This window comes from Thiorhodococcus drewsii AZ1 (genome assembly GCF_000224065.1).
GTDB lineage: Bacteria > Pseudomonadota > Gammaproteobacteria > Chromatiales > Chromatiaceae > Imhoffiella > Imhoffiella drewsii.
This window is the reverse complement of record NZ_AFWT01000017.1, coordinates 57,498-81,441: the sequence shown is the minus strand read 5'-3', so window position 1 is coordinate 81,441 and position 23,944 is coordinate 57,498. Positions and strand designations below refer to the sequence as shown.

Here is a 23,944-nt window from a genome sequence, read left to right as displayed (position 1 = left end):
ATCTCTGTATGCTTCGCCGTACCGAGATCCCGAGATCCGCGAGGCCCTGGTCGCGTTTGAAGGGACGATCCCGACCAGAGGTGGCCATGCCGATCATATCCTGCTTTTTCGGACTCTATGTCCGCATGTATTTCGACGACCATGCCCCTCCTCACTTCCATGTGGAGTACTAGGGTGCGGAGGCATTGGTCTCGATCGAGACCGGAGAATTGCTCGAAGGGCGGCTGCCGAAAAAGGCTGCGAAGCTGATCAAGGAGTGGTGCGCCGAGCATCAGGAAGCGCTATGGGACAATTGGCAGCGCGCTATCGCACTGCAACCACTTCGGAGAATTCCTGGAGCCGACAATGATTAAGATCGTCAAGGCCGAGTTTCTTCAAGATCGCGTCATCCGGTTGGACTTTTCGGACGGCACCCGAGGTGACTACGATCTGCAACACCTGATTGCGCGAGGCACCGAGATGGTCAAGCCGCTGGAGAATGAAGACTTCTTCCGGCAGTTTTTCCTCGAACTGGGCGCTCTCTGCTGGCCCAACGGATTCGAACTCAGCGGTGGAGGCATTCAGCGACGTTTGCGCGAGGAGGGCGGGCTGCTTCCGCTCGACAGGGTTGCTTGAGATCGGTCGAATCGCCTGACTCGAGCTCAGGCGATTCGCTGCAACCCCGTCGGCGGGCGATCCGAACGTCCGTCGCGGGGGCGGCGCATGTCCATGTCGTAGAGGACGTCCTTGCCCATGCGATAGAGGCGGGAGCAGGGACAGATGGCGTTGCGCAGCAGGTCGCTCGCCGGCGGCGATAGGCCGAGTCGTCCGCCGCCGATCAAGAGCGGCGCGATCGCGACTTGCAGCCGGTCCACCAGATTCTCCGCTACGAAGGCCGAGACGGCCACGCCGCCGCCTTCGATGAAGAGACGCCGGATACCGAGTTCGGCGAGCCTCTGGATCAGCGCCGCCAGATCGAGACGGTCGTCGCGGGTCGGGACGCCGATCAGGCGTCCACGCTTGGGGACAGTGCCCGAATCCCCAAGCCGGGACTCGTCGCAGACCAGCCAGGTCTCCGCAGCGCCGTCGGTGAAGACCCCGAGATCCGGGGGCAGCCGGCGGCAGCGGTCGAGGACGATGCGGATGGCATTGTCCCCGGCGACCAGGCGCGTCGTGAGCCTGGGGTTGTCGCAAGCGGCGGTCTCGGTCCCCACCAGAACCGCATCCGAGAGTGCGCGCATCCGGTGCAGATGGCGCAGATTCTCGTCGCCGGTGACGTAGCAGGAGTCGCCGTTGGCGGTCGCCACGCAGCTGTCGATGCTCTGGCCCAGATGGGCGACCGCTGTGCATCCTTCGGTCACTGGCGTACAGAGCGGCAGATAGAGCTCGGCGAGCGAGCGCATAGGGTCCTGGGTCGGCGTCTCGGTCAGGTTCCAGCCCTCTCCTGGACGCCACTGGATGTCCGCGCCATCGCGTCCCTCGGGGACTGGCCGGAGCGACGCATCCGGCCCGTCGGAGAAGCTGAAGCCGGTCGCGATACCGGGATCCAGATCGCCTGTGCGCACCAGGCGCGAGGCGGCGAGGATCAGAGACCAGAGCCGGTCCTCGGCGTCGGTTTGGGTGCTTGGATCCATGCTCGTCGCTCCATCGGTGGGTTGGGGATCATGGGTCTCAGCGGACCAAAATGCTGTTCCAGGCGAGTCCAGGATACCGGCAGCCAAGGGGTCATGTAAGCCATGCCGGTCGCGGCGGCGCGCGCGCAGCCATCACGCGGGAGCAGGACGGCGATCGGGGCCAGGTTCTCGCTGCCGGACGGGCGGAAGTCCGGCCGGAACAGCAGCGCGTTCATCGGGGCGTTCCATTCGTCGATCGGGGCCATCCAGGGCCACTGCAGGGCGAATGGGGCCTGTCGGGTATGCTGGATGCAGGGTCCACCGGGTTCGCTGACGAGATTCTGCAGTCCGCGTGTCGCGGTCCACCAGGCGGCGGTTTTGACCAGCATCAGGGCGGCGATCGCGAACAGTGCGGCATCGCGGACGGACGACCAGCGTATGTCGGATCCCAATGGAGTCGATCCTCGACGCCCATTCGCGACTGGCACGCTGAGGGTGACGGCCATCATCAGGCCGAGCTGCACGACGAAGGTGATCCCGGACTTCAGACGCCAGCCCTGTCCCCAGATCAGCTCATGGCCGACGAGGGCGGCGGCTACCAGCAGCAGACCGGCCGCGACCCTGGGCATCCATCTCGGAAGCCGTCCCGACCTGCTCCCCGACTCCCAGGTGACCGCCAGACCGATGAGTGTGACGACCGCCAGCATGGCGTGCTGGCCCGGCGTCTGTGTCAGCAGGTACCAGAGTGCGCCGTCGCCGACCAGATGTGACTGCTCGTAGCCGCTGAGCCCCATCAGGCTCCAGGCGAGCCTACCCAGGGCACAGATCCCCAGCCAGATCGTCAGCCGCAGGTCGCGGCTCGTCAGCCAGACCGCCAAGGCAAGCGTCAGGCAGGCAAGGAGCGAGACCGGATGCAGGGTCACCATCAGCGGTCCGGCCAGCCAGACGAGCGACCTGACGCCCCGGCGATGTCCCTCCAGACTCAGTGCCAGCACCAGCGGCCACATCAGATCGATGAGGGCGAGCAGCTCCGAGACACCGGAGGCATTGATCTGGTTCAGCAATGCCCCGGTCGCCGGAAGGACCATGAGCCAGGGCGCGGTCCGGCGCAGGATCAGCCAGCAGGTCAGGAGCGATACCAAGGGCAGCAGCAGATAGCTGACGGAGAAGGCCAGTCTGATCGCCGCGAGTCCGGTGTCCAGACGCGCGGCGAACCAGGCCGGGAGCTGCGGGATGACGGCGGCCAGGCGACCATCGGGGACATAGGGGACGCCGTCGACGATGATGCGGAACAGATAGTGACCGCCGTCGGCATAGAGGGGCAGCCCGGCCAGGGACGCGATCAGATAGGCCCCTGCCACCAGGATCAAGAGGACGTCGGTGGACGCATCACCGTTCCCCGTTGGGGACGCGATCGCGGCTGGCGCACTGGAGCGGGATGCATCTGGGCGCTGAAGGGGCAAGGATCCGCCTATGGGGTACCATCCAAACCGGATAGCGGATGAGATGGTGCCGACGGTCCATTGCACAAGCCCGGCTCCGCAGTTGCCGGGCGATCGCTCGGGTCAGGACCGTCTGATCTGGCCCGACGGATCAGGCATCCGCATTGTGGCGGGCGGTGCCGGGAGATCGGTGCGGTGTCGTCGTGGGTCGGACGCTCATGGTGTCCAGGCAGTAGCCCAGGCGCCGACCCTGGGCGTCGGTGCGCTTGAGATCGAAGCTGAAGCGGTGGGTCTCCGGGTGATAGTCATCCGGGGCCACCCTGGCGAGGGCGGTCAGAAAGTCGGAGAAGCTGTTCCAGTGGAAGGGAATGCCCTTGCGGCTGGCCTGGTGCTGGAGCGCGTGGTAGCGGCTGTAGAGGTTGCGCGTCCAGTCGCGCCCGAAGAGGGTGGATGGAATGGCGCGCCGGATGGGGCCGTCGTCCTCGACGAAGAAGCCCGTGTTCTGAACGATGCGCGAGTGCATCAGGTCCTCGTGACCCACATAGGCATGGTGGCCGCCGTTGATCGGGGTGTGGCCGTTGGTCAGATGCTCGTGAAGCGCGTCGCGCAGCCTGGTGATGCTGGCCGCGATCTGCGGATCGAATTGCTCGTACGCGTGTCGCTGGATCTCGGCGATGGCCTCGTCGATCGTCAGTGCCCTGCGGTAGGGACGGTTCGAGGTCATGGCGTCGAAGGCGTCGGCCACGGAGATGATCCGGGACCCCAGCGGGATGGCCTCGCCGGCGAGCCGCTCCGGATATCCCTCTCCGTCGAACCGCTCGTGGTGATGCAGCACGATGGTCGCGACCTCGTGGAAGGTTGGAAGCCGGCTGAGGATGTTGAAACCGATGCTCGGATGGCGCTGGATCTCGAGCATCTCGTCGCGGTTGAGCCGTCCCGCCTTGTTGAGCACCTGATCCGCGATGCCGATCTTGCCGATGTCGTGCAGCTGGGCGGCGACATGGGTCTGCTGCTGGATCTCGCACGGCAGACCCAGCTCGCGGGCCATCATCTCGGAGAGTAGAGCGACTCGGAACGAGTGCTCGTAGGTATAGGGGTCGCGTGCGTCCAGCGTCGTCAGGACGACGTCTATGACCTCATGCAAGCGTACGCGTTCGGGAATCGCCGTCATCGACTGCTGTATCGGTGCTCTGGTGTGGATAGGAGGGCGGCCGGTTCGAGACTCTGAGTTTGAGCCGGCGCTCGCGATAGTCCTTGGTCAGTTCGTGCCAAGCCATGATGCCGTCGCGTCCGTTGTTCTTGACCCAATAGAGCGCATCGTCGGCGCGTTTGACGATGTCCTCGGCCGTATCGGGATGGGCTAGGAGCGCGGGTGGTTGCTGTTCGATCACGTAGTAGCCGATGCTGACCGTGATCTTGACCAGGGTGTCCGGGGTCAGCTGGATCTGATGCTCGCGCAGCTGGCCGTGCAATCGATGCAGCAGGTCCTGGGTGTCCCGGGACGAGACCCGGTGGAGGATGAGCGCGAACTCCTCGCCGCCGATCCGGGCCACGACATCGGTTTCACGGGTGTGCTCGCGCAAGGTCCGGGCGAACTCCTCGAGCACCCGGTCGCCCCCCGGATGGCCATAGGTATCGTTGATCCGCTTGAAGAAATCGATGTCTAGGATGACGAAGGCGAAGGGTTCGCCCGTGTGCAAATGCCCGTTGAAGCATTGGCCGATACATTCCCAGAAATGACGCGCGTTGTAGAGCCCGGTCAAGGTGTCTGTGATCGCCTCGATGCGCAGCGCCTCGTTGAGGTTCAGGATATGCTCGGACTGCCGGCGGATGTTCTGCTCGCGCATCGCGAGCGCACGGCGCATCCAGTGGATCTCGCGCTTGAGACGGTTCAGTTCGTACTCGTCGTCCGGATCCGAGGGCTCGGGCGCGATCTTCAAGGGCACATCGAAATTGCCCCGCTTGAGCCCGGTGATCACCTCTTGTATGGCCCTCAGGTCGCGTGAGCAGATCCAGGGGAGTAGGAAGGGGGTTAGCGTCAGGCTGGCAACCGCCGTCAGCAGACAGAAAATCATCAGAATGCCCGGATCTGCCTCTTGCAGCAGTGGGCCGAAAATTGCCAGGCTGATGCCCAGAACAGCCATGTTCGCCAGCATGAGCCTCGCGCCAATCTTGATCTGCACGCGATTGACCCATCCACCAAATATCGACAACGGGGCGCATTCTATCATGCCGCCCTTTAGTTGTATTGATAATTATTCCTATTTGAGGTCAAGGCGTCTCTGTCCATTTCGATCGCGTAGCGACTCGGAGCAGTCGGCGACGCGTCCGATCAAGGATTCGGCGAAGCGCCGCTCCTGCTGGCTGCCCGAGCCTTCGTCGCACAGATAGACCTCCAGACCCACGTAGATCGGACTGGAGCGATTCCAGACGGCCTCAGGGATCTCGGGCCGCGCCACCAGGTGGGAGGTCCTGGACAGGGTCCGGGTGTTCGAGACCAGGGTGATGCATCGCACCGGGGCGCCGAGTTCGGCGGCATGGTCGGCCACGCAGTCGAGCAGCCGATGATCGGCACAGAGGACGTCGCCACAGTATCCGCCCTGATTGACCCCGCAGTGGAGGTCGACGAGCAGACGATGGTGTGGCGCGACATGATCCAGGAGCTGGAGATAGAGATCCTGGTGACGTTGGCGGAAGAGGGCGACCTGATCCGGTCTCGGGTGCTCGCCCGAGAGACCCTGAGGGATTCGCAGCAGGCCGAAGCGCGTGCCGTCCAGCCGTGCCGCCACCTGATCGCCGAAGGCCAGCTCGTCGCGATGGGCGCCGATGACGACCAGGATCTCCGGGGGTGGAGCGGGAGCGTGGCGTCTCAGCAGGGACATGGTCTCAGGTTTCGTCGCCGCGCTCGGGCGGGATGAGGATGAGCGCCAGCAGTCCATAGAGGCCGGCGAAGAGGACGAGCAGCAGGTCCATCCGGGCGCGCGTGGGACGGATGCCGCGCAGGCGCAGGATCTCCAGCGCCAGCAGCAGCGAGGCCGCCACGCCGATCGCCGCAGCCAGACCATGGAAGCGTGCGTCCAGGCTCAGATAGCGGCTGTCCGGGTCGTGCAGATTCAGATCGAAGGGGACCAGCATCTCCCAAACCCTGTCGACCGGCCGCTCTCGGGCCATGGCCATGCGCCGCGCGTAACGATCGATGGGGTGGTAATCGCGGTCCATGACGACGGCATGGATGGTCTCCCGATCCGAATAGACGGCGATGCGGTAGAGCGGGTTGAAGAGAATCTTCAGCTCCATGCGGTCGGGGTCGTAGCCCGGAAGATCCAGTGCGATCAGGTCGTGATCGCGTTCGGTCATGAGAAAGAGCCGTCCGTCCTCGGCCAGCAGGAAGCCGATCAGCTCGTGCCGTTTGTTCTCGGTCACCTTGATGTCGCGCACCGCGATGCCCTCTGGGATGGGCACGGCCGCGACCTCGGGTGCGCCGTCGAGACGTCTGAGATGGAAGAGCGACCCCCGGCTGTCGAGCAAGAAATAGCCGGCATCGAACGCCTTGAGGATGGAGACCCGACCGAATGCGGCCCGGACCGGGAAGCGGAAGCCCGCCTGTTCCAGTGCCTGGGTGAAGGTTCGAGTCAGCTCGGGATCGAACCGGTTGGCGTCGCTGTCGATGAAGTCGAGCTGCTCGCCCGCACGCATGATGTCCTCGGGAAATCGCAGACGCGCGCGCCCCGGATTGGACTCGAGCAGCGGAAAGAGCTGGATGCGCGGGGCCTGATCGGACAGGTCCTGGGGCTTGAACTCCATCACTTGGCGCTCGGCGACGATGGCGGCCTTGTCGAAGCGATGCTCGCCTAGCACGAGCGGCAGCCGGCCCCAGAGCTCCATGTTTTTGTAATAGATGAAGGGGATGAGTGTCTCGAAGGACTCGCGGTCGTAGTCCGTGCCGTCCTGGTCGCGATAGACGAACTGGTGGCCCTCGCCGATCAGCTCCTTGTAGACGAAGCGTTCGATCACCGGGCTGAAGAAGAGCTGGGTCTTGTCGAAGCGGTCGTCGAACAGCAGTTCCTTGGCCTGGGGGATCCAGATGGCCAGCAGCAGGATCGTCAGCAGGAGCAGTGACCAGCGGGCGAGTCGGGCGGTCATGGTGGATCAGCTCCGGTGACGATAGCGGTGCGCGGGCAGGATGACGGCAGGCAGGAGCAGCAGGGCCAGACCGGTCAGCTGGGGCATGATCCGGTCGTATTCCTGATAGCCGTGCCCCTGGTCGAGCAGGGCGAGGAAGGCCAGCGTCAGCCCGGCATAGACCGCACGCCGTGCCCTGCTTGGCTCCAGCAGGGCGAGCGTGGTGCCGAAATAGGCGACCCAGCCGCCGAGCAGCCAGGGCAGGGCGGTCAATAGGGCGCTCTCGGCCGCCTCGTGCGGGAACCAGGTCGAGATGATCCAATAGAGTCCGGCCCCGTCGAGCAACGCGAGCAGACCGCCCATGAGCGCGCCGAAGCCGACCCAGCTCCAGACCAGCAGGTCGCCGCGCACGGGCAGATGCAGCGAGAGCCGGAAGCGTCCGCCGAGCATTTCGGGACCGAACTGGGCGGCCGCGATGACTGCCCCGGTCAGGGCGGGGAGATACTGGATCTGGGTGTAGAGCAGACGACGCAGCTCGAAGGCCCAGTACCAGATCATCTCGGAGTGCTCGACCTGGAACTGGTGCCGCATCGCGAGCAGCAGATAGACCAGCATGCCGAGGTGGACCAGCAGCGCGGCACCCCAGACCCAGCGGATCTTGAGCCATTCCTTCAGGATGATGGCACCCAGCATGCTCAGTATTTCCCCGTGAGTCCGATGAAGGCGTCTTCCAGGGTCATCGCCAGCTCTTCGCCGAGCCTCACGCCGGGCCAGTGTTCGGCCAGATGCTTCTCGACCCCGTCACGTTCGGCGAAGGCATAGAGCCTCGGCTGGCCGCCATGGGTGTCCACCGAGCGGATGAGCGCGTCCGGGCGCGGCGGCTCCGTGCCTTCCCGCTCGAACGCATAGCAGCGATAGTCGCGCCGGAAGTCCGCGAGATCCATCTGGAGCAGCTCGCCGCCGCGCTGCAGGAAGATCACCTCGTCCACCAGGGATTCCATGTCCTGGACCACGTGGGATGTGACGAAGACCGTCTTTCCGCCCTGATTCAGATAGTCCTGCAGATAGTCGAGGAACAGCCGGCGGTAGCCCGCGTCGAGCCCCATCGAATAATCGTCCAGGATCATCAGCTCCGGGTTCTGGGCGAAGATGAGTCCGAGCACGACCTGGGAGCGCTGACCGCAGGACATGTTGCCGATCTTGTGGCTGTAGGGCAGTCCGAGACGATCGACGAGATCGTAGTAGAGCTCCCGCCGCCAGCCCGGATAGAAGGGCCGATGGAAGCGCTCGATCTGCTCGATGCTCATGAAGTCGTAGGTCAGATGCCCCTCGAGCAGCAGACCGATACGGGCGCGGGTCGCCGGCGAGAGGTCGTGCGCATCCTCCCCGAGCACCCGGCAGCTCCCGCCGCTGGGTCGCAGGAAGCCCATGAGCAGACGGATCAGCGTGGTCTTTCCGACCCCGTTCTTGCCGAGCAGGGCGACCACGCGCCCCTCGGGAACCCGGAAGCTCAGGTCCCGATAGAGGGTGCGCTGACCGTAGCGGTGCGTGATCCGATCGACGTGGATGGCGGACATCTTTCCTCGGTCATCGACGTAGGGCGCAATAGCGAAGCGTATTGCGCCGAATGGATAATCCCATTCGGCTTCGTACCCGTCCCACATGCGGCGCAATACGGCCGCGCCATGCTCCCGTTAGGCACGCGGTGCATGAAACCTCGGCGCCAAGCGTCCGAACGGCGTTTCGTCCGGTTGCGCGGCCTATTGCACCCTACGGCATTTTGGGTGGTTCGACCTTGTTGACGGCGCAGCCTTCCTTGCCCTTGCTTGCACATCCCTCGCACTGTCCGCGTCTGCGCCACAGCTTGCGATAGAGGTAGTGGAAGGCCACGGCGACGATCACGGCGGCGATGGCGATGTCGGCCCAGCCGAGCGGGGTGCTCGTGTTGACCACGGACTCCGCCGTCTCCGTCCCAGACTGGATCTGCTCGACGGTCTGAGTGGATTGTTCAGCATGGCTCATGCGCGCACCTCTCCCGTTTCGGTCGAATCGACGCTCGTGGATCGAAGGTTGCGTCCGCTGCGACCGCCCAGAAAGCCGAGGATCAGAAGCAGTGCCAGGGCGCTGAAATAGGTCCAGCTCATCATGGCGATACCGGATGTCCCGGTGGCCAGCCCGATGCTATAGACGGCGCTCGCCACGCCCAGTCCGAGCAGGGTCGGGAAGACGATGGAGAAGATCATCCACTTATAGGATCCGGTCTGGACCTTGACCATGACCGTGGTCGCCAGACAGGGCGGATAGAGCGCGAAGAAGAGGATGATGGCCGTCCCCAGCAGCGCGGTGGCCCCGCCCGCCATGGTCTCGGCGCCCATGCGCTCCTCGAGCGAGGCGTTCTGGTCCTCGTCCTGCTGGAAGAGCACGCCCAGGGTCGCGACGCTGCTCTCGCGCGCGGCGAAGGAGGACAGCAGGGCGACGTTGATCTTCCAGTCGAAGCCGGCGAACTGGGTCACGGGCTCCATGCTGCGCCCGATCATGCCGAGCAGCGAATTGGTGATGCGCTCTTCCTTCATCTCGCGGCGGATCGACTTGCGTTCCGAGCTGAGCTTGCGTAGGTAGCGGTTGGCCTTGCGTGCGTCCTTGTCACCCTTGGGGCGCGAGACCAGTGGGTAGTACTCGGGATTGCGCTGCTCGAAGCGGGCGTTGACGGCCCGCGACCCTTCAGCGCCCGAGGCGTTGAGCTTGGCGCGCTTGTAGTCGTTGTAGTAGTTGACCAGCGGACCGATGTGCTCTGCGGTCGCGAGCCGCTGATAGGCATTGCCGGCCATCGCTCGCTCGAAGGCGACCACGGCCGCCTCGCCCCGGTGCTCGAATTCGGCCATGCGCTCCTCGGGGACGCCCGGGAACTGCAGCAGGGTGAAGACCACCACGGCCACCGCGACCACGATGGTGCCGACCTTCTTGATGTAGATCCAGGTGCGCTCGAAGGCTCGACGCAGCACGCCCGAGACCGTCGGCAGATGATAGGTCGGCAGCTCCATCACGAAGGGCGAGGTCTCCTCGCCGCGCAGCACCGTCTTGGTCAACAGCTTGGAGACCAGCAGGGCAAAGATGATGGTCATGGTCGAGATGTAGAACATCATCAGCGACTTGTCTTCGACGAAGAAGATGCCGAGCAGCAAGGTGTAGAGCGGGACCTTGGCCAGACAGTTCATGAAGGGCACGGTCAGGATGGTGGCCATGCGCGCGCGGTTGTCCGGGATGCCCTTGGTGGCCATGACCCCGGGCACGGCACAGCCGCCGGCGAAGACGCCGCCGAGGATCAGGGGGAGGGTGCTCTGTCCGTGCAGCCCGAATCTGTGCAGCACCTTGTCGAGGATGAAGGCGATGCGCGCCATGTAGCCCGAGTCCTCGAGCATGGCGATCAGGGCGAAGAGGATCAGGAAGATGGGCACGTAGTTGAGCAGTGTGTTGGCCGAGTCGACCAGCCACAGGCCCATGGACCGGGTGTAGGGATCGACCAGGAATCCGGCCTCGGGCAGCACCCCGGCGATCAGCTCGCGGGTCTTGGCGAGTATCGGCCAGGTGTAGTTGGTCAACTCGTAGCCCCAGACGATGGCGATCTGGTAGATGAGGAAGACCGTGAGGACCAGGAAGGCGGGGGCCGCCAGACGATTGAGGAGGACCCGATCGATGCGATCGGTCAGTGTCGGGCGGCCGCTCTCGGGGTCGGTCGTGACGCCGTCGAGCAGGTTGGAGACGGCGCGCTCGCGGCAGCTCACCAGATGATCGGAAACGTCCAGTCCATTGTTCCGCTCGAAGGTCGCGCTCAGAGCGGCGGCCTGTTCCAGCAATGGCTCAGCTTGGGCCGGCTCGAGCCGCTCGCGGACCCATGTCGCCGCCTGTGCGTCGCACTCCAGCAGCTTGAGCGCAAGCCAGCGGGCCGGCATCCCGGTCAGCTCGGGCGTGGTCTGAATCGCCTGGGTGAGTGCGACCAGATCCGGCTCGAGCGGGCCGTAGGTGACTGGGAACTTGGTCGTTTGCGGCTTGTCCGCTGCGGCCAGGGCGCGGATCGCGGTGCGCAGCGGGGCGCGTCCCTCGCCCTTACGACCCACGGTGCGCACCACGGGCAGACCCAGTCGCGTGGACAGGGCCGCCTGGTCGATCGCGAGTCCGCGGCCCTCGGCCACGTCCATCATGTTCAGCGCCAGCACCACTGGCAGCTCCATCTCCAGGATCTGCAGGGTCAGGTGCAGCGAGCGGTGCAGATTCGAGCCGTCCACCACGTTGATCGTGACGTCCGGGCGCTCCTGGATCAGGAAGTCGCGCGCCACCCGTTCCTCGAGCGAGAAGGAGGTCAGGCTGTAGGTGCCCGGCAGGTCCACCGTGCGCACCACGCCCTCGGTGTCGCTGTACTGGCCGTATTTCTTGTCGACCGTGACGCCCGGATAGTTGGCGACGTGCTGGCGCGCCCCGGTGAGCATGTTGAAGAGGGTGGATTTGCCTGCGTTCTGCTGACCCGCCAGGGCCACGAGTAGGTCGTTGCGCTCATTCATCGTCGAAGATCTCGATGGTCGATGCCTCACGGCGGCGCAGGGTCAGACTGGTGGCCTCCAGCTTGAGCTCGATGGGGTCGCCGAGCGGCGCGCTGCGCACCAGGATCACCTCGACGTTCGGCATGAGCCCTAGGTCCATGAGCCGCTGTCGGACCGCCCCTCGGGCGAGGTGTCGGCGGATTCGGGCGCGACGCCCGGGGCGGATGTCGTTGAGCGTGAGCGCGGGGCGCTCTGGGGACTTGGGCATGGGGAAGTTCGAGGCTCGGATTGCGAATGAATACGAATTCTACGCACTAGTCTTTATTTGACGCAAACGATAAGGATTATCATTTGATCAAATTAACTCCTTGCGGTATGGTTTTGCCCCTGTGGCAATGCCACCCATTCGTGTTTACAAGCCGATATGAGATTCACCATGCGTTATATCCAAACCGCCCTTATGCTCGCGACCGGCCTCATGGCCGTTCAGGTCTTCGCCCACACCCCGCTCTGCTCCTGCTATGACAACGGCGACGGGACCGTCTTCTGCGAAGGCGGCTTCTCCGACGGGTCGTCTGCCTCGGGCGTGAAGATAAGCGTCATGGACGGCAGCGGAAACGCCGTCGTCGAGGGCGTCATGAGCGAAAACAGCGAGTTCGAGTTCGACAAGCCAGACGGTGACTACAAGGTCGTCTTCGACGCGGGTCCGGGTCACGAGATCACCATCGACGGCGAGGATATCGTGGAATAACGGCTGGATCCGGGCCTCGGATTCCGCCGCAGAAATCCTTCCGGCCAGCCAGAGACGAACCGGGCCAGAACGCCTTATTTACCTTAGTGGAGCTGTAGTTTCATGAAGACATCCATCGCATTGTTCGCCTCGGCGGCAACCCTGAGCGCTGGCATTGCGCAGGCGCATTTCCAGCTCGTCTACACCCCGGAGATGATGCTCGAGAAGCCGGCCGAGATCGGTCTCAAGCTGGTCTTCGGTCATCCCATGGAAAACGGCCACACCATGGACATGGGCGAGCCGGTCGACTTCTTCGTCCAGTTCAAGGACAAGCGGACCGATCTCAAGGACAGCCTCAAGCCCATCACCTGGAAGGGCGCCCACAACGAGGCCAAGGCCTACGAGACGACCTACAAGGTGCGCCGCAACGGCGACTACGTCTTCGCACTGACCCCGGCGCCCTACTACGAGGGCAGCGAGGACATCTACATCCAGCAGATCACCAAGTCCTATGTGAACAAGGGCGCCATGCCGACCACCTGGAACGAACCGCTTGGTCTGCCGACCGAGATCGTTCCGCTCAACAAGCCCTATCAGGTGTTCGTCGGCAGCACCTTCAGCGGTCAGTTGCTCTCGGAGGGCAAGCCGGCACCCGGCGTCGAGTGTGAGATCGAGTACATCAACACCGACATCGACATGAAGGCCAACGCTTTCTCCGAGGAGGCCAACGGTGAGGTGCCCGCGACCGGTATCGTCGCCATCACCGACGCCAACGGCGTCTTCACCTTCGGCATCCCGACGCCCGGCGTCTGGGGCTTCGCCTGCCTCGGATCGGGTCCGGTCAAAGAGCACGAGGGCAAAGAGCTGTCGCAGGATGCGGTGATCTGGATCAATGCGGAGACCCTCGGCGCCTCGGCCGGCTCGAGCGCCGGCATGGCCGCTGCCGTCGAACCCAAGGACGCCGAGCGTTTCGACAAGGCGCTCAGCGCGCAGCAGAAGCGCAGCGTGCAGAAGGCCTTACGCGAGATCGGTCTCTACGATAGCTCGATCGACGGCGACTTCGGTCCCCAGACCCGCGAGGCGCTCAAGATCGTCCAGCGCGCGCGCGGGCTGTCGGATACCGGTCTGGTCGACGGCACCCTTTTCGAGACGCTGGTCAGCCTGAGCAACCAGTAATCGCGTCCAGCGCGATTCGGTCCGCACCGCGGACCCTGCTGCGGCTCAGTCCTCGGTAGGGTCTGCGGTGCGGACCAGACCTCCGGAGTCCGGTTTCAGACCGGCTCTCGGTCCTCATCCGTCCCGTCGGTGAGTCGGATCCGCCCGCGCCCGCTGGCGATGCGACGGGCGTTCGTCTCCCGCAGTGAGTAGGCGCAGCCGCAGTATTCCTGCCGGTAGAAGCCTTCGCGTCTGGCGACCTCCGTCATGCGCGCCGATCCCCCGGCCTTGCGCCAGTTGCAGTCCCAGTAGAGGAGACCGGGGTAGGGTGCGACGGCCCGCCGACCGCAGTCGTCGACCTGGCTCAGATCCTTCCAGCGCGAGATCCCCAGCGAGGTGGCGATGACGGGAAATCCGTGCGCATGCGCATGGCGCGCGGTGCCTTCCAGACGCAGATCGAAGCAGAGCCCGCAGCGGCGTCCTCGCTCCGGCTCGTGCTCCAGACCCTTCACGCGCTCGATCCAGCGATTTCGGTCGTCGTCGGCGTCCACGAAGGGCACGCCGAGACTCTCGGCGAAGCGCTTGTTCTCATCCTTACGCCGGGCGTACTCCGTGCTCGGATGGATGTTGGGGTTGTAGAAGTAGACCGTGAGGTCGATCCCCGACTCGAGCATCGACTCCATGATCCCGCCGCTGCAGGGGGCGCAGCAGGAATGGAGCAACACCTTCCGCGTGTCCGTTTCCTCGCTCGGTCCCTCGGTGCAGGGCGATGGCCCGCGCTTGAAATCGGCCGTCCGATCCATGTCGTTCATCCTCTGTGGTTGCGATGCGCACGCGCGAGCTCGACGAAGGCGTGCAGATAGTCGATCCCGGCCTCGGCCTGACGGATGCCGAGAAAGATCTGTTTGTCGATGCCTCGCTCGCCCAGCCTGACCGCAGTCACCCCGAGCCGTTCGGCATACTCGTTCGCCAGCCAGCGCGGCAGGGCCGCGACCCCTCGGCCGCTGGCCACCATCTGCAGCATGATATCGGTCGTCTCGATCGGCTTGTGACGCTTGGGCCGAATTCCCGCCGGCAGCAGGAACTGAGTGTAGATGTCGAGCCGATCGATGGGGACCGGATAGCTGATCAGGGTCTCCTGGGCCAGTTGGTCCGGCTGTACGCAGGGTGTGTCGGCGAGCCGGTGTCCAGGCCCGACCACCAGGACCTGCTCGTAGTCGAGCACCGCCTCGAATTGGAGTCCGGTCCGAAAGAGCGGGTCCGGAGTCACCAGCAGGTCGATTTCGTGACCGAAGAGCGCGCCGATACCGCTGAACTGGAATTCCTGCTTCACGTCCACGTCCACGTCCGGCCACTCGGCGAGATAGGGCGACACCACCTTCAGCAGCCATTGGTAGCAGGGGTGGCACTCGATGCCGATACGCAAGGTGCCGCGCTCGCCCTGAGCGAACTGGCGCAGACGCGCCTCGGCGTGGGTGAGCTGCGGGATCAGCCGATTGGCCACCGACAGCAGATAGGCCCCGGCCTGGGTGGGCCGCAGCCGCCGGCCTTCGCGGGTCCAGATGGCGACGCCGAGCTGATCCTCCAGCTTGCGGATCGCGTGGCTCAGCGCGGATTGGGTCAGGTGCAGCTGCTCGGCGGCGGCGGTCAGCGAGCCGTGCTGGTCGACGGCGCGGACGATCGCCAGATGGGTACGTTCCAATTGAGCCATGGTGGGTCTAATTCATGAATTTAGTGCATGCTTTGATGAAATAATACCATTTCTATTCATGTGATGGCCCGAGGACAATGGTCGCAGGTTGAAGAGTAGTCAGTCACTAGCTACCAGCCACCAGCTTCCAGCCGCCAGCTTTTGAGCGACACAACTGCTGGCGGCTGGAAGCTGAAGGCTGGCCACTTTTCCAGATTCATCCTTCGAGGCAAGATCACATGGCAATCACCCACAATCTCGGTTTTCCCCGCATCGGCGCTAAGCGTGAATTGAAGTTCGCGCTCGAGTCCTACTGGAAGGGCCAGTCCTCGATCGAGGATCTCAAGTCCGTCGGTGCCCAGCTGCGGGCGCGTCATTGGGAGGATCAGACCGGATTGGACCTGGTGCCGGTCGGCGACTTCGCCTTCTACGACCAGATGCTCGACATGAGCTTTACGCTGGGTAATCTGCCCGAGCGCGTGCGCGGGTTCGAGGGTGACCGGCTCGACAACTACTTCCGCGTGGCGCGCGGCCGCTCGGCCCCGGCCGCCGAGGATCAGGCCGGTTGCGTCGGCGGCGTCGCCGCCGGCGAGATGACCAAGTGGTTCGACACCAACTATCACTACATCGTCCCCGAGCTGACCGCCGACACCCGGTTCGAACTGGACGCCTCGCGTCTGCTCGACCAGCTGGCCGAGGCCAAGGCGCAGGGCGTGCGTGCCAAGCCCGTCATCATCGGTCCGGTGACCTATCTCGCGCTCGGCAAGACCAAGGACGACTCCGATCGGCTCGCCCTGCTCGAGCGATTGCTGCCCGTCTACGCCGAGCTGCTGAATACGCTGGCCGCGAACGGGGCCGAGTGGGTGCAGATCGACGAGCCCATCCTGGTCACCGAGCTGGAGGAGCCCTGGCGTCATGCCTTCGAGATCGCCTATCACGAGCTCAAGAGCGCGCCGGTCAAGCTGATGCTGGCGACCTATTTCGGCGAGCTCCAGGATCAGCGCTATCTGGCCGCCAATCTGCCGGTGGCCGGTCTGCACATCGACGTCGTCCGCGGGCGTGAGGATCTGGTGCCGCTGTTGAATCTGCTGCCGTCCAGCAAGATCCTGTCGCTCGGCGTGATCGACGGGCGCAACATCTGGAAGACCGATCTGAACGGGGTGCTCGATTGGCTGGAGCCGATCCAGGCGCAGCTCGGCGAGCGTCTCTGGATCGCGCCCTCCTGCTCGCTGCTGCACGTGCCGGTGGATCTCGACAGCGAGCAGAAGCTCGATGCCGAGATCCGATCCTGGCTCGCCTTCGCCAAGCAGAAGCTCGACGAGCTGCGCATCCTGGCTAGGGCGCTGAATCAGGGGCGTCATACGGTCCAGTCCGAGCTGGTCGCCAACCGCGCCGCCATCGAGGCGCGCCGCAGCTCGCCGCGCGTCAACAATCCCGAGGTCAAGGCCGCGCTCGCCCGGATCGACGCCAAGCTCGGTCAGCGCAAGAGCCCCTATGCCGAGCGCGCCGCCAAGCAGGCCGAGTTGCTCCAACTGCCCAAGTTCCCCACCACCACCATCGGCTCCTTCCCGCAGACCGCCGAGATCCGTCAGACCCGCCGCCAGTTCAAGGCGGGGGACATCGAGGAGGCGTCCTACGTCGAGGCGATGCGCGGGGAGATCGCCCGCTGCGTGCGCGAGCAGGAAGACCTGGGTCTGGACGTCTTCGTGCACGGCGAGCCCGAGCGCAACGACATGGTCGAGTACTTCGGCGAGCAGCTCGACGGTTACGCCTTCAGCCAGTTCGGCTGGGTGCAGTCCTACGGCTCGCGCTGCGTCAAGCCGCCAATCCTCTTCGGCGACATCAGCCGTCCCAAGGCGATGACGGTCGACTGGATCAACTACGCCCAGTCGCTGACCGAAAAGCCGATGAAGGGCATGCTCACCGGCCCGGTCACCATCCTCAACTGGTCCTTCGTGCGCGACGACCAGCCGCGCTCGGTCTCCTGCCAGCAGTTGGCCTTGGCGATCCGCGAGGAGGTGCTGGATCTGGAGCGGGCCGGCGTGCGCGTGATCCAGATCGACGAGGCGGCGCTGCGCGAGGGTCTGCCGCTGCGCAAGTCGCAATGGGATGCCTATCTCGGCTGGGCGGTCGAGTCCTTCCGCATCACCGCCAACGGCGTCGCGGACGAGACCCAGATCCACACCCACATGTGCTACTCGGAGTTCAACGACATCATCGCCTCGATCGCCGACATGGACGCCGATGCCATCACCATCGAGACCTCACGTTCGGACATGGAGCTGCTCGACGTCTTCGACGACTTCAAATACCCGAACGAGATCGGTCCCGGCGTCTACGACATCCACTCGCCCAACATCCCGGCCGAGGCGCAGATGGTCGACCTGATGCGCAAGGCCGCCGAGCGCATCCCGGCCGAGCGTCTCTGGGTGAACCCCGACTGCGGCCTCAAGACCCGCCAATGGAACGAGGTGATCCCGGCCCTGACCAACATGGTCTCGGCGGCCAAGACCCTGCGGGCGAGCTTGGGCTGATTCGAGCGGCTAGCTACCAGCCGCCAGCCGCCAGCCGCCAGCCGCCAGCTTCCAGCCAGAGTTTGCTGCCCAGTTCGGCCGATGGCCCGGCTGGCCGCTGGAGGCTGAAAGCTGGCAGCTCTAAAAAACCGAGAACGAACATGTTTGATCGCACCCAATACAGACTCGACCGCATCGACCCGGAGCTCTCCGCTGTCATTGAGCAGGAGAACCGACGCCAGGAGGATCACATTGAGCTGATCGCCTCCGAGAACTACACCTCTCCGGCGGTGATGGCCGCTCAGGGCTCGCAGCTCACCAACAAGTACGCCGAGGGTTATCCCGGCAAGCGCTATTACGGCGGTTGCGAGCACGTCGACGTCGTCGAGCGGCTCGCGATCGATCGGGTCAAGACCCTGTTCGGCGCCGAGGCGGCCAACGTGCAGCCCAACTCGGGCTCCCAGGCCAACCAGGGCGTCTTCTTCTCCGTGCTGAAGCCGGGCGACACCATCATGGGCATGAGCCTGGCCGAGGGCGGACATCTGACCCACGGCATGGCGCTCAACATGAGCGGCAAGTGGTTCCAGGTGGTGAGCTACGGCCTGAACGCCGAGGAGGACATCGACTACGAGGCGCTGGAGCACAAGGCGCGCGAGCACACACCCAAGCTCATCATCGCCGGCGCCTCGGCCTTCGCCCTGCGGATCGACTTCGAGCGCATCGCCCGGGTGGCCCGTGAGATCGGCGCCTATTTCATGGTCGACATGGCCCACTACGCGGGCCTGATCGCGGCCGGTGTCTATCCGAGCCCGGTCCCGCACGCCGACTTTGTCACCACCACCACGCACAAGAGCCTGCGCGGCCCGCGCGGCGGCGTCATCCTGATGCGCGAGGAGCACGCCAAGGCCGTCAACTCGGCCATCTTCCCCGGCATCCAGGGCGGCCCGCTGATGCATGTCATCGCCGGCAAAGCCGTCGCCTTCAAGGAGGCCATGACGCCCGAGTTCAAGACCTATCAGCAGCAGGTCGTCACGAATGCCGCCGTGCTCGCCGAGACCCTGATCGAGCGCGGGCTGCGTATCGTCTCCGGGCGCACCGAGAGCCATCTCATGCTCGTCGACCTGCGCGCCAAGGGCCTCACCGGCAAGGAGGCCGAACGCCTCTTGGGCGAGGCGCACATCACGGTCAACAAGAACGCCATCCCCAACGACCCCGAGAAGCCCTTCGTCACCTCAGGCATCCGGGTCGGAACGCCGGCCATGACGACGCGCGGATTCGCGGAGGAAGAGGCGCGGCTCGTCGGCAACCTGATCGCCGATGTGCTGGATGCGCCCCAGGACGCCGAGCGTATCGCCCAGGTGCGCGACCGGGTCGCCACGCTGACGCACCAGTTCCCCGTCTATGGGACGGGTTCCGAGGGATAAGGATGCAGCCCTGTAGGTTGGGTCGACGTCAGGAGGCCCAACAAACCGCTGATTCCTCTTTTTGAACCGCAAAGGCGCGAAGGGCGCAAAGGGATTGAATGTGTCGGTGTGATGAGGGCGGTAGGTTGGGCCGACGCGGGGAGGCCCGACAGACGGCTTTCTGAAAATAGCCCCCTGTAGGTCGGGTTAGCGCAGCGTAACCAGACGACCCCCTGGCCAGCTGTCGGGTTACGGCGCGCCAAGCGATCGAGCAGACAACGAGCGTCCTACCACGCGCCTAACCCGACCTACGGCGCTGACCGAACGCTTCCCTGCGGCGGCTCCTCTAGCGGCAAGGCCGATTTACGCGCGGAATGTCCGCGTTTCATGCCGCACGGGTGTGCCACCGAGATCCGAGCTCGCTCGCGATCTCGGCCACGAGCGTGCGCACCACGGCCGAATGGGCCTGAGGTCCGACCCGGACGATGTGGGCGATTCCGGGCGGCGGCGGGAAGGGATCGGAGAGCACATCCATCTCGGGCGTGAGCTGCCGTGAGCCCATCAGACAGATCCCGAGCCCGGCATCGAGCGCCGAGCGAATCCCGGCCCCACTCGGGCAGGTCAGCACGGTGACCAGGCCCGGCGGCTGCGATTGCCCGACCTCCATGGCCCAGTGCCGGTAGAAACAGTCGTCGTCGAAGGATAGAAAGGGCACCGGACGCGAAAGGTCGAGCGACAGATCCGGCGACTTGACCCAGTGCAGGCTGTCCGTGTCGAGCACCCGATCGGAAGGCCGAACGCGATGGATGAAGACCTGCAGAATCCCGATATCCAGCTCGCCGCGCTCGAGCTGCGCCTCGATCTCAAGGCTTTGGAGCACCTGGGTCTGGACCGCGACCTCCGGGTGGCGCCGAGTGAACCGGCCGAGGATGCGCGACAGTCCGCCACCGCTCGTATCCTCTGTCATGCCGAGCCGGATTCGGCCCGTCAGTGGCTGCTGACCGAGACTCAGGACGGCCTCGTCGTGCAGCGCGAGGATGCGACGCGCATAGCGCAGCAATCGCTCGCCCTCCGCGGTGAACAGGGGCGCACCGGCACGCCGTGTCAGCAGCTCGCAGCCCAGTCCAGCCTCCAGCCGCTTGATCTTGTGCGACACGGCCGACTGCGACAGGGCGAGCCGATCCGCTGCGCGGGTGATCCCGCCCAGTTCGTCGATGGCGCACAGTGCCTGCAGGGCGCCGATCTCGAGCCGTATCTTCATCCCGCTCTCACATGACTTATATCGATGATTCGATCGAAACAATCACTTTGAATCATATTCCAGCGACACGCATCATTCCAGAAAACCAATATCACGGGGTTTTCTCATGCCGCACATCGTCACCGATCATGCCATCATCCGCGGATCGCGTATCGCCCATGGCGTCCATGGCTCGGGCGAGCCAGTCGTGCTCCTACACGGCACTCCCGCCTCCTCGTTCATCTGGCGAAACATCATGCCGCGACTGGTCGAGGCGGGATACAGGGTCCATGTCTTCGACTTGCTGGGATACGGGCTCTCGGAGCGCCCCTGGGATCCGGCGATCGACACCTCGATCTCGGCACAGGTGCCGATTCTGGAGGGGATGCTGGCGCATTGGGGACTCGACTCGGCCCATGTCGTGGGGCACGACTTCGGCGGTGGGATCGCACAGCGATTCGGCATCTTCTCACCGGAACGGCTGAGGTCTCTGACCCTGATTGACGCGGTGAGCTTCGACAGCTACCCGTCGCCGCGCACGCGCGAACAGATGGCGGCTGGGCTGGATACCCTGAGCAAACGCCCCGACGCCGAGCATCGAGCACACTTCAGCGCCTGGCTGAGGGACGCCGCCCACCACCGCGAGCACTTCGCCTCCGAGGCGCTCGACACCTATCTGGACCTGATTTCGGGGCCGGTCGGACAGGCCAGTCTGTTCCAGCATCAGGTCGCACATTACGACCCCAAACACACGCTGGAGATCGCCTCCCGCCTGGCGGAGCTCTCGGCCGTCCCAGTACAGATCCTCTGGGGCGAGAACGACCCCTGGCAGGTCGTCGACTGGGCGCACAGGCTCCATGCGGCCATTCCGGGCTCGGTGCTGCACCTCATCCCGGAATGCGGTCATTTTGCGATGGAGGATCAGCCCGACGCGATCGGCCGGCTCCTCGTCCATTTCCTCGAAGCGGGGGTAACTTTTCAATAAGTCACGGCAAGGCGTCGGTCACCAGAACGGATCCGCTCAGCGCAGATTGAACCGGATCGGCACCGTCACGGTGAGCCGGGACTGGGACATTCCGGGCGGGATGGCCGGCAGCGGGGAGGCGCGTCGGATCAGGGACTTTACCTCCTGATCCAGAAGGGCATGCCCCGAGCTGGAGGCAATGCGGTGCGACAGGACTCGGCCGCTGCGGTCGATGGTGAAGGTCAGCCTGACCGTCCCCTCATGACGCAGGCGCCGGGCGCGGTTCGGGTAGCGCTTGTGGCGGTTGAGCCAGGCGGCCAGCTTGCCGTAGTAGTTGGCGGTGCCCTTGGAGCCATACCCGGAGCCTGAGCCAGAGCCGGATCCATGGCCGCGTCCGCTGCCTGCCTTGCCGCTGGAGCGCGTCCCGGAGCCGCGACTGGAGCCGGGCGTTTTGGATTTCGGGCCGTTGCTCGCGCTGGCTCGGGACCTGGGCTTGGGTCGCTCGGTCCGCGTTGGCGCCGGCTTGGCCTTGGGCTTGGGTTTCGGCTTGGCCTTGGGTTTCGGCTTCGGTTTTGGTTTTGGTTTGGGTTTGACGACCTTGGGTTTGGGCGGTTCGACCACCTCCGCCTTGATCGTCTCGCTGGGCGCGAGCATCGGCAGGGGCGTGGCTGCGGCGAGGGGGGCCGCTGGGCTCGCGCTCGACTCGGCGGCCGCCGGCTCACCGCCGGAGGCCGCCGCAGGGCCTCCCGCGTCGCCGAGCTGGATGACGACCGGGGTCGGTGGCGGCGAGCGCGGTTCTTCCCGCATGCCAGCGACCACCGCCAGGTGGGCGAGGGCGGCCGTCGAAACGGCGATCATCCAGTGACGTGGGCGAATCTCCATCAGGATCGACCGGCCGCGCGCGTGATCAGTTCGATGCGAGGGATACCGGCCGCCTCCAGTAGATTGAGGGTCTCGCGCAGCTTCGCGGAGGTGACGGCGGCATCGGCCTTGAGGGTGACCCGGATCCTGTCGGCTCCGCCCGCAGCCGCCTTCCAGGCGGCGAGCTGTTCGGTCAGCGCCTCGGACGAGAGTATCCGGTCGCCGACCGCCATGCGGCCTTCGGCATCGAGGACGATGACCCGGTCGTGCGTCTCGCCGTTCGCCTGCTGCTCCGAGATCGGGGGATCCACCGGTAATGGCTCGCGCGGACTGATCTGCCCGACCACCATGAAGAAGATGAGCATCAGGAAGATGACGTTGATCAACGGGATCAGGTGATTGTCGCTCACTGGACGCTGGTTCTGACGGGCCAACTTCATTTCAGACTCAGCTCCTCGATCCCGGCCGCGCTCACGCCGTCGATGATCCGGACCAGATGCTGGAGCCGGACGTCCGCATCGGATTCGATCACCACCGAGACATCCGGGCGGCGTGCACGATAATCCTTCAGGCTGGAGACGAGCTGGGCCGAATCCAGCGATTCGCCATTGATGTCCAGCCGGCCATCGGTGTGGACGCGCAGCAGCAGCGCGGGCGGCTGGCTGTCGTCCGCCTGGTCGCTGACCAGGGAGGAGGCGGTGTCGAGCTGCAGCGCCCGCCATTGATCGAAGTGCGAGGCCAGCAGGAAGAAGAGCAGGAGGATGAAGACCACGTCGATCAGCGGCGTGAGACTGATGCCTCGGCCGGCGCGCGAGCGCGGCAGATCAAGCTGCATAGCCGACCTCGGATTGGGACTTGGCATGATGCCGTCCCTCGGTGGTCAGTACCGGGGCCTTGAGTCCGCGGGTGAAGACTTGGGTGACGGCATCCTCCATCTGATGACCGCAGCGCTCGACCCGGCGTTCCAGCCAGGTGTGGGCCAGCACCACCGGGATGGCGACCGTGAGTCCGACCGCCGTGGTCAGCAGTGCCTGCCAGATGCCGCCCGAGAGGATGGATGGATCGACCTGGCTGCCCGCCACTTCGAGCTGCCGGAAGGCCTCGATCATGCCCAGCACGGTCCCCAGCAGACCCAGCAGCGGACTCAGGGTGCCGATGATCTCCAGTGCGCGCAGATGGCTGCGCAGGCTTTCGAGCTGGAGGCTGGCGACCCGGGTCAGCTCCTCGCGTAGTGTCGCCATCTCGACCCTGGGCCGATGGAGCCCGACCAAGGCCAGATGGACCAGATGCGCCACAGGCTGGTTGCGGCCGGCGACCAGCGCGATTGCGGCCTGGGCGTCCGATTGCTGCCAGCGTCGCAGCGACTCGCGGACCGGACCCAGCCGGCCCAACTGCAGACGATGGAACTGCCACAGTTTCACCAGCACGATGGCGAGCGCGACCACGGAAAGCAGGCTCAGGAACATGAGCACCGGGCCGCCGGTGCCGATCATGTCCTGAAGCGGACCCAGGATGCCGTCCAGCATGTCGGGATCGGTCGGTACATCCACATCCATGGGTGCGGGAGAGGCGGCGCTGGCCGTCTCGGATAAAGGTGCCGCGCCACCCGGCGCCACATCCCCCGGCGGAGAGATCGGGGTTTGGGCTTGGGCAGGTGCCGCGGGCGCGGCGTTCGTTGTGATATCGGTCATGGGCGA

General features: G+C 65.0%; 24 protein-coding genes and 1 pseudogene. 7 read left to right on the top strand and 18 right to left on the bottom strand.

Going from position 1 to position 23,944, the window contains the following annotated elements:
- The first annotated feature begins 8 nt into the window (after window positions 1-8).
- Window positions 9-353, top strand: a pseudogene (locus tag THIDRDRAFT_RS27220) (DUF4160 domain-containing protein).
- Window positions 346-615, top strand: coding sequence for a DUF2442 domain-containing protein (locus tag THIDRDRAFT_RS12935; protein ID WP_007041303.1), 270 nt, complete (start codon window positions 346-348; stop codon window positions 613-615). The pseudogene THIDRDRAFT_RS27220 and the gene THIDRDRAFT_RS12935 overlap by 8 nt, the downstream one beginning before the upstream one ends.
- A 26-nt stretch (window positions 616-641) precedes the next feature.
- Here THIDRDRAFT_RS12935 and THIDRDRAFT_RS12930 read toward each other — a convergent pair whose 3' ends face one another.
- The 11 genes from THIDRDRAFT_RS12930 to THIDRDRAFT_RS12880 form a co-directional block, all read right to left on the bottom strand.
- A complete protein-coding gene (locus THIDRDRAFT_RS12930) occupies window positions 642-1,613 on the bottom strand; it encodes a RibD family protein (protein ID WP_007041302.1) in 972 nt (323 codons plus the stop codon).
- Window positions 1,565-2,962, bottom strand: coding sequence for a hypothetical protein (locus THIDRDRAFT_RS12925; RefSeq protein ID WP_040844792.1), 1,398 nt, complete (start codon window positions 2,960-2,962; stop codon window positions 1,565-1,567). The genes THIDRDRAFT_RS12930 and THIDRDRAFT_RS12925 overlap by 49 nt, the downstream gene beginning before the upstream one ends.
- A gap of 223 nt (window positions 2,963-3,185) precedes the next feature.
- On the bottom strand, window positions 3,186-4,205 hold the full coding sequence (locus tag THIDRDRAFT_RS23850) for an HD-GYP domain-containing protein (RefSeq protein ID WP_007041300.1): 1,020 nt from the start codon (window positions 4,203-4,205) through the stop codon (window positions 3,186-3,188).
- Window positions 4,171-5,217 carry a GGDEF domain-containing protein gene (locus THIDRDRAFT_RS12915; RefSeq protein WP_245535844.1) on the bottom strand — a complete coding sequence of 349 codons (1,047 nt, stop codon included), beginning with the start codon at window positions 5,215-5,217 and terminating at the stop codon, window positions 4,171-4,173. Before THIDRDRAFT_RS12915 ends, THIDRDRAFT_RS23850 begins: the two co-directional genes overlap by 35 nt.
- Before the next feature lie 78 nt (window positions 5,218-5,295).
- Window positions 5,296-5,916: a hypothetical protein gene (locus THIDRDRAFT_RS12910; protein ID WP_007041298.1), complete on the bottom strand. Its 621-nt coding sequence runs from the start codon at window positions 5,914-5,916 to the stop codon at window positions 5,296-5,298.
- A gap of 4 nt (window positions 5,917-5,920) precedes the next feature.
- Window positions 5,921-7,177 carry a DUF4857 domain-containing protein gene (locus THIDRDRAFT_RS12905; protein WP_007041297.1) on the bottom strand — a complete coding sequence of 419 codons (1,257 nt, stop codon included), beginning with the start codon at window positions 7,175-7,177 and terminating at the stop codon, window positions 5,921-5,923.
- Window positions 7,178-7,183: 6 nt separating this feature from the next.
- A complete protein-coding gene (locus THIDRDRAFT_RS12900; protein ID WP_007041296.1) occupies window positions 7,184-7,849 on the bottom strand; it encodes a hypothetical protein in 666 nt (221 codons plus the stop codon).
- A gap of 2 nt (window positions 7,850-7,851) precedes the next feature.
- Complete coding sequence (locus tag THIDRDRAFT_RS12895) at window positions 7,852-8,733, bottom strand: ABC transporter ATP-binding protein (RefSeq protein ID WP_040844791.1); 882 nt, start codon at window positions 8,731-8,733, stop codon at window positions 7,852-7,854.
- A gap of 193 nt (window positions 8,734-8,926) precedes the next feature.
- Window positions 8,927-9,178 carry a hypothetical protein gene (locus THIDRDRAFT_RS12890; protein ID WP_007041294.1) on the bottom strand — a complete coding sequence of 84 codons (252 nt, stop codon included), beginning with the start codon at window positions 9,176-9,178 and terminating at the stop codon, window positions 8,927-8,929.
- Complete coding sequence (gene feoB / locus THIDRDRAFT_RS12885) at window positions 9,175-11,712, bottom strand: ferrous iron transport protein B (RefSeq protein WP_007041293.1); 2,538 nt, start codon at window positions 11,710-11,712, stop codon at window positions 9,175-9,177. The genes THIDRDRAFT_RS12890 and feoB overlap by 4 nt, the downstream gene beginning before the upstream one ends.
- Window positions 11,705-11,959: a FeoA family protein gene (locus THIDRDRAFT_RS12880; protein ID WP_007041292.1), complete on the bottom strand. Its 255-nt coding sequence runs from the start codon at window positions 11,957-11,959 to the stop codon at window positions 11,705-11,707. The genes feoB and THIDRDRAFT_RS12880 overlap by 8 nt, the downstream gene beginning before the upstream one ends.
- A gap of 168 nt (window positions 11,960-12,127) precedes the next feature.
- Between THIDRDRAFT_RS12880 and THIDRDRAFT_RS12875 the strand changes: the two genes are divergently transcribed.
- Together THIDRDRAFT_RS12875 and THIDRDRAFT_RS12870 are read left to right on the top strand one after the other, a co-directional pair.
- On the top strand, window positions 12,128-12,442 hold the full coding sequence (locus THIDRDRAFT_RS12875) for a hypothetical protein (protein WP_007041291.1): 315 nt from the start codon (window positions 12,128-12,130) through the stop codon (window positions 12,440-12,442).
- Between the two features lie 102 nt (window positions 12,443-12,544).
- Entirely contained in the window at window positions 12,545-13,597 is a 1,053-nt protein-coding gene (locus tag THIDRDRAFT_RS12870; protein WP_007041290.1) for a DUF4198 domain-containing protein, read from the top strand.
- 95 nt (window positions 13,598-13,692) lie between these two features.
- Here THIDRDRAFT_RS12870 and THIDRDRAFT_RS12865 read toward each other — a convergent pair whose 3' ends face one another.
- Window positions 13,693-14,379, bottom strand: coding sequence for an epoxyqueuosine reductase QueH (locus tag THIDRDRAFT_RS12865; protein WP_007041289.1), 687 nt, complete (start codon window positions 14,377-14,379; stop codon window positions 13,693-13,695).
- 5 nt (window positions 14,380-14,384) lie between these two features.
- Entirely contained in the window at window positions 14,385-15,287 is a 903-nt protein-coding gene (locus tag THIDRDRAFT_RS12860; protein ID WP_007041288.1) for a LysR family transcriptional regulator, read from the bottom strand.
- Window positions 15,288-15,505: 218 nt separating this feature from the next.
- On the opposite strand from THIDRDRAFT_RS12860, the gene metE reads away from it, so the two are divergent.
- Together metE and glyA are read left to right on the top strand one after the other, a co-directional pair.
- The gene (gene metE, locus THIDRDRAFT_RS12855) at window positions 15,506-17,800 is read left to right on the top strand and encodes a 5-methyltetrahydropteroyltriglutamate--homocysteine S-methyltransferase (protein ID WP_007041287.1); all 2,295 of its coding nucleotides are present in this window, start codon (window positions 15,506-15,508) and stop codon (window positions 17,798-17,800) included.
- Window positions 17,801-17,940: 140 nt separating this feature from the next.
- Window positions 17,941-19,203, top strand: a complete 1,263-nt coding sequence (glyA, locus tag THIDRDRAFT_RS12850; protein WP_007041286.1) for a serine hydroxymethyltransferase — start codon at window positions 17,941-17,943, stop codon at window positions 19,201-19,203.
- Between the two features lie 364 nt (window positions 19,204-19,567).
- Here the strand turns inward: glyA and THIDRDRAFT_RS12845 are convergent, their stop codons facing one another.
- Window positions 19,568-20,443, bottom strand: coding sequence for a LysR family transcriptional regulator (locus THIDRDRAFT_RS12845; protein ID WP_007041285.1), 876 nt, complete (start codon window positions 20,441-20,443; stop codon window positions 19,568-19,570).
- 106 nt (window positions 20,444-20,549) lie between these two features.
- Here THIDRDRAFT_RS12845 and THIDRDRAFT_RS12840 point away from each other — a divergent pair, with 106 nt between their 5' ends.
- A complete protein-coding gene (locus tag THIDRDRAFT_RS12840) occupies window positions 20,550-21,407 on the top strand; it encodes an alpha/beta fold hydrolase (RefSeq protein ID WP_007041284.1) in 858 nt (285 codons plus the stop codon).
- Between the two features lie 36 nt (window positions 21,408-21,443).
- Here the strand turns inward: THIDRDRAFT_RS12840 and THIDRDRAFT_RS12835 are convergent, their stop codons facing one another.
- From THIDRDRAFT_RS12835 to THIDRDRAFT_RS12820, 4 genes are read right to left on the bottom strand one after another with little or no spacing between them, the layout of a single operon-like run.
- The gene (locus tag THIDRDRAFT_RS12835; protein WP_007041283.1) at window positions 21,444-22,268 is read right to left on the bottom strand and encodes an energy transducer TonB family protein; all 825 of its coding nucleotides are present in this window, start codon (window positions 22,266-22,268) and stop codon (window positions 21,444-21,446) included.
- A complete protein-coding gene (locus tag THIDRDRAFT_RS12830) occupies window positions 22,268-22,687 on the bottom strand; it encodes an ExbD/TolR family protein (protein WP_007041282.1) in 420 nt (139 codons plus the stop codon). The genes THIDRDRAFT_RS12835 and THIDRDRAFT_RS12830 overlap by 1 nt, the downstream gene beginning before the upstream one ends.
- Complete coding sequence (locus THIDRDRAFT_RS12825; protein WP_007041281.1) at window positions 22,684-23,082, bottom strand: ExbD/TolR family protein; 399 nt, start codon at window positions 23,080-23,082, stop codon at window positions 22,684-22,686. The genes THIDRDRAFT_RS12830 and THIDRDRAFT_RS12825 overlap by 4 nt, the downstream gene beginning before the upstream one ends.
- Window positions 23,072-23,938, bottom strand: coding sequence for a MotA/TolQ/ExbB proton channel family protein (locus tag THIDRDRAFT_RS12820; protein WP_007041280.1), 867 nt, complete (start codon window positions 23,936-23,938; stop codon window positions 23,072-23,074). The genes THIDRDRAFT_RS12825 and THIDRDRAFT_RS12820 overlap by 11 nt, the downstream gene beginning before the upstream one ends.
- Between the last annotated feature and the right edge of the window lie 6 nt (window positions 23,939-23,944).

Bases quoted from the DNA above. Each gene is read 5' to 3' on its own strand.
- THIDRDRAFT_RS12935 (WP_007041303.1), top strand. From the start codon at position 346: ATGATTAAGATCGTCAAGGCCGAGTTTCTTCAAGATCGCGTCATCCGG.
- THIDRDRAFT_RS12930 (WP_007041302.1), bottom strand. From the start codon at position 1,613: ATGGATCCAAGCACCCAAACCGACGCCGAGGACCGGCTCTGGTCTCTG.
- THIDRDRAFT_RS23850 (WP_007041300.1), bottom strand. From the start codon at position 4,205: ATGACGGCGATTCCCGAACGCGTACGCTTGCATGAGGTCATAGACGTC.
- THIDRDRAFT_RS12910 (WP_007041298.1), bottom strand. From the start codon at position 5,916: ATGTCCCTGCTGAGACGCCACGCTCCCGCTCCACCCCCGGAGATCCTG.
- THIDRDRAFT_RS12905 (WP_007041297.1), bottom strand. From the start codon at position 7,177: ATGACCGCCCGACTCGCCCGCTGGTCACTGCTCCTGCTGACGATCCTG.
- THIDRDRAFT_RS12900 (WP_007041296.1), bottom strand. From the start codon at position 7,849: ATGCTGGGTGCCATCATCCTGAAGGAATGGCTCAAGATCCGCTGGGTC.
- THIDRDRAFT_RS12895 (WP_040844791.1), bottom strand. From the start codon at position 8,733: ATGTCCGCCATCCACGTCGATCGGATCACGCACCGCTACGGTCAGCGC.
- THIDRDRAFT_RS12890 (WP_007041294.1), bottom strand. From the start codon at position 9,178: ATGAGCCATGCTGAACAATCCACTCAGACCGTCGAGCAGATCCAGTCT.
- feoB (WP_007041293.1), bottom strand. From the start codon at position 11,712: ATGAATGAGCGCAACGACCTACTCGTGGCCCTGGCGGGTCAGCAGAAC.
- THIDRDRAFT_RS12880 (WP_007041292.1), bottom strand. From the start codon at position 11,959: ATGCCCAAGTCCCCAGAGCGCCCCGCGCTCACGCTCAACGACATCCGC.
- THIDRDRAFT_RS12875 (WP_007041291.1), top strand. From the start codon at position 12,128: ATGCGTTATATCCAAACCGCCCTTATGCTCGCGACCGGCCTCATGGCC.
- THIDRDRAFT_RS12870 (WP_007041290.1), top strand. From the start codon at position 12,545: ATGAAGACATCCATCGCATTGTTCGCCTCGGCGGCAACCCTGAGCGCT.
- THIDRDRAFT_RS12865 (WP_007041289.1), bottom strand. From the start codon at position 14,379: ATGGATCGGACGGCCGATTTCAAGCGCGGGCCATCGCCCTGCACCGAG.
- THIDRDRAFT_RS12860 (WP_007041288.1), bottom strand. From the start codon at position 15,287: ATGGCTCAATTGGAACGTACCCATCTGGCGATCGTCCGCGCCGTCGAC.
- metE (WP_007041287.1), top strand. From the start codon at position 15,506: ATGGCAATCACCCACAATCTCGGTTTTCCCCGCATCGGCGCTAAGCGT.
- glyA (WP_007041286.1), top strand. From the start codon at position 17,941: ATGTTTGATCGCACCCAATACAGACTCGACCGCATCGACCCGGAGCTC.
- THIDRDRAFT_RS12845 (WP_007041285.1), bottom strand. From the start codon at position 20,443: ATGAAGATACGGCTCGAGATCGGCGCCCTGCAGGCACTGTGCGCCATC.
- THIDRDRAFT_RS12840 (WP_007041284.1), top strand. From the start codon at position 20,550: ATGCCGCACATCGTCACCGATCATGCCATCATCCGCGGATCGCGTATC.
- THIDRDRAFT_RS12835 (WP_007041283.1), bottom strand. From the start codon at position 22,268: ATGGAGATTCGCCCACGTCACTGGATGATCGCCGTTTCGACGGCCGCC.
- THIDRDRAFT_RS12830 (WP_007041282.1), bottom strand. From the start codon at position 22,687: ATGAAGTTGGCCCGTCAGAACCAGCGTCCAGTGAGCGACAATCACCTG.
- THIDRDRAFT_RS12825 (WP_007041281.1), bottom strand. From the start codon at position 23,082: ATGCAGCTTGATCTGCCGCGCTCGCGCGCCGGCCGAGGCATCAGTCTC.
- THIDRDRAFT_RS12820 (WP_007041280.1), bottom strand. From the start codon at position 23,938: ATGACCGATATCACAACGAACGCCGCGCCCGCGGCACCTGCCCAAGCC.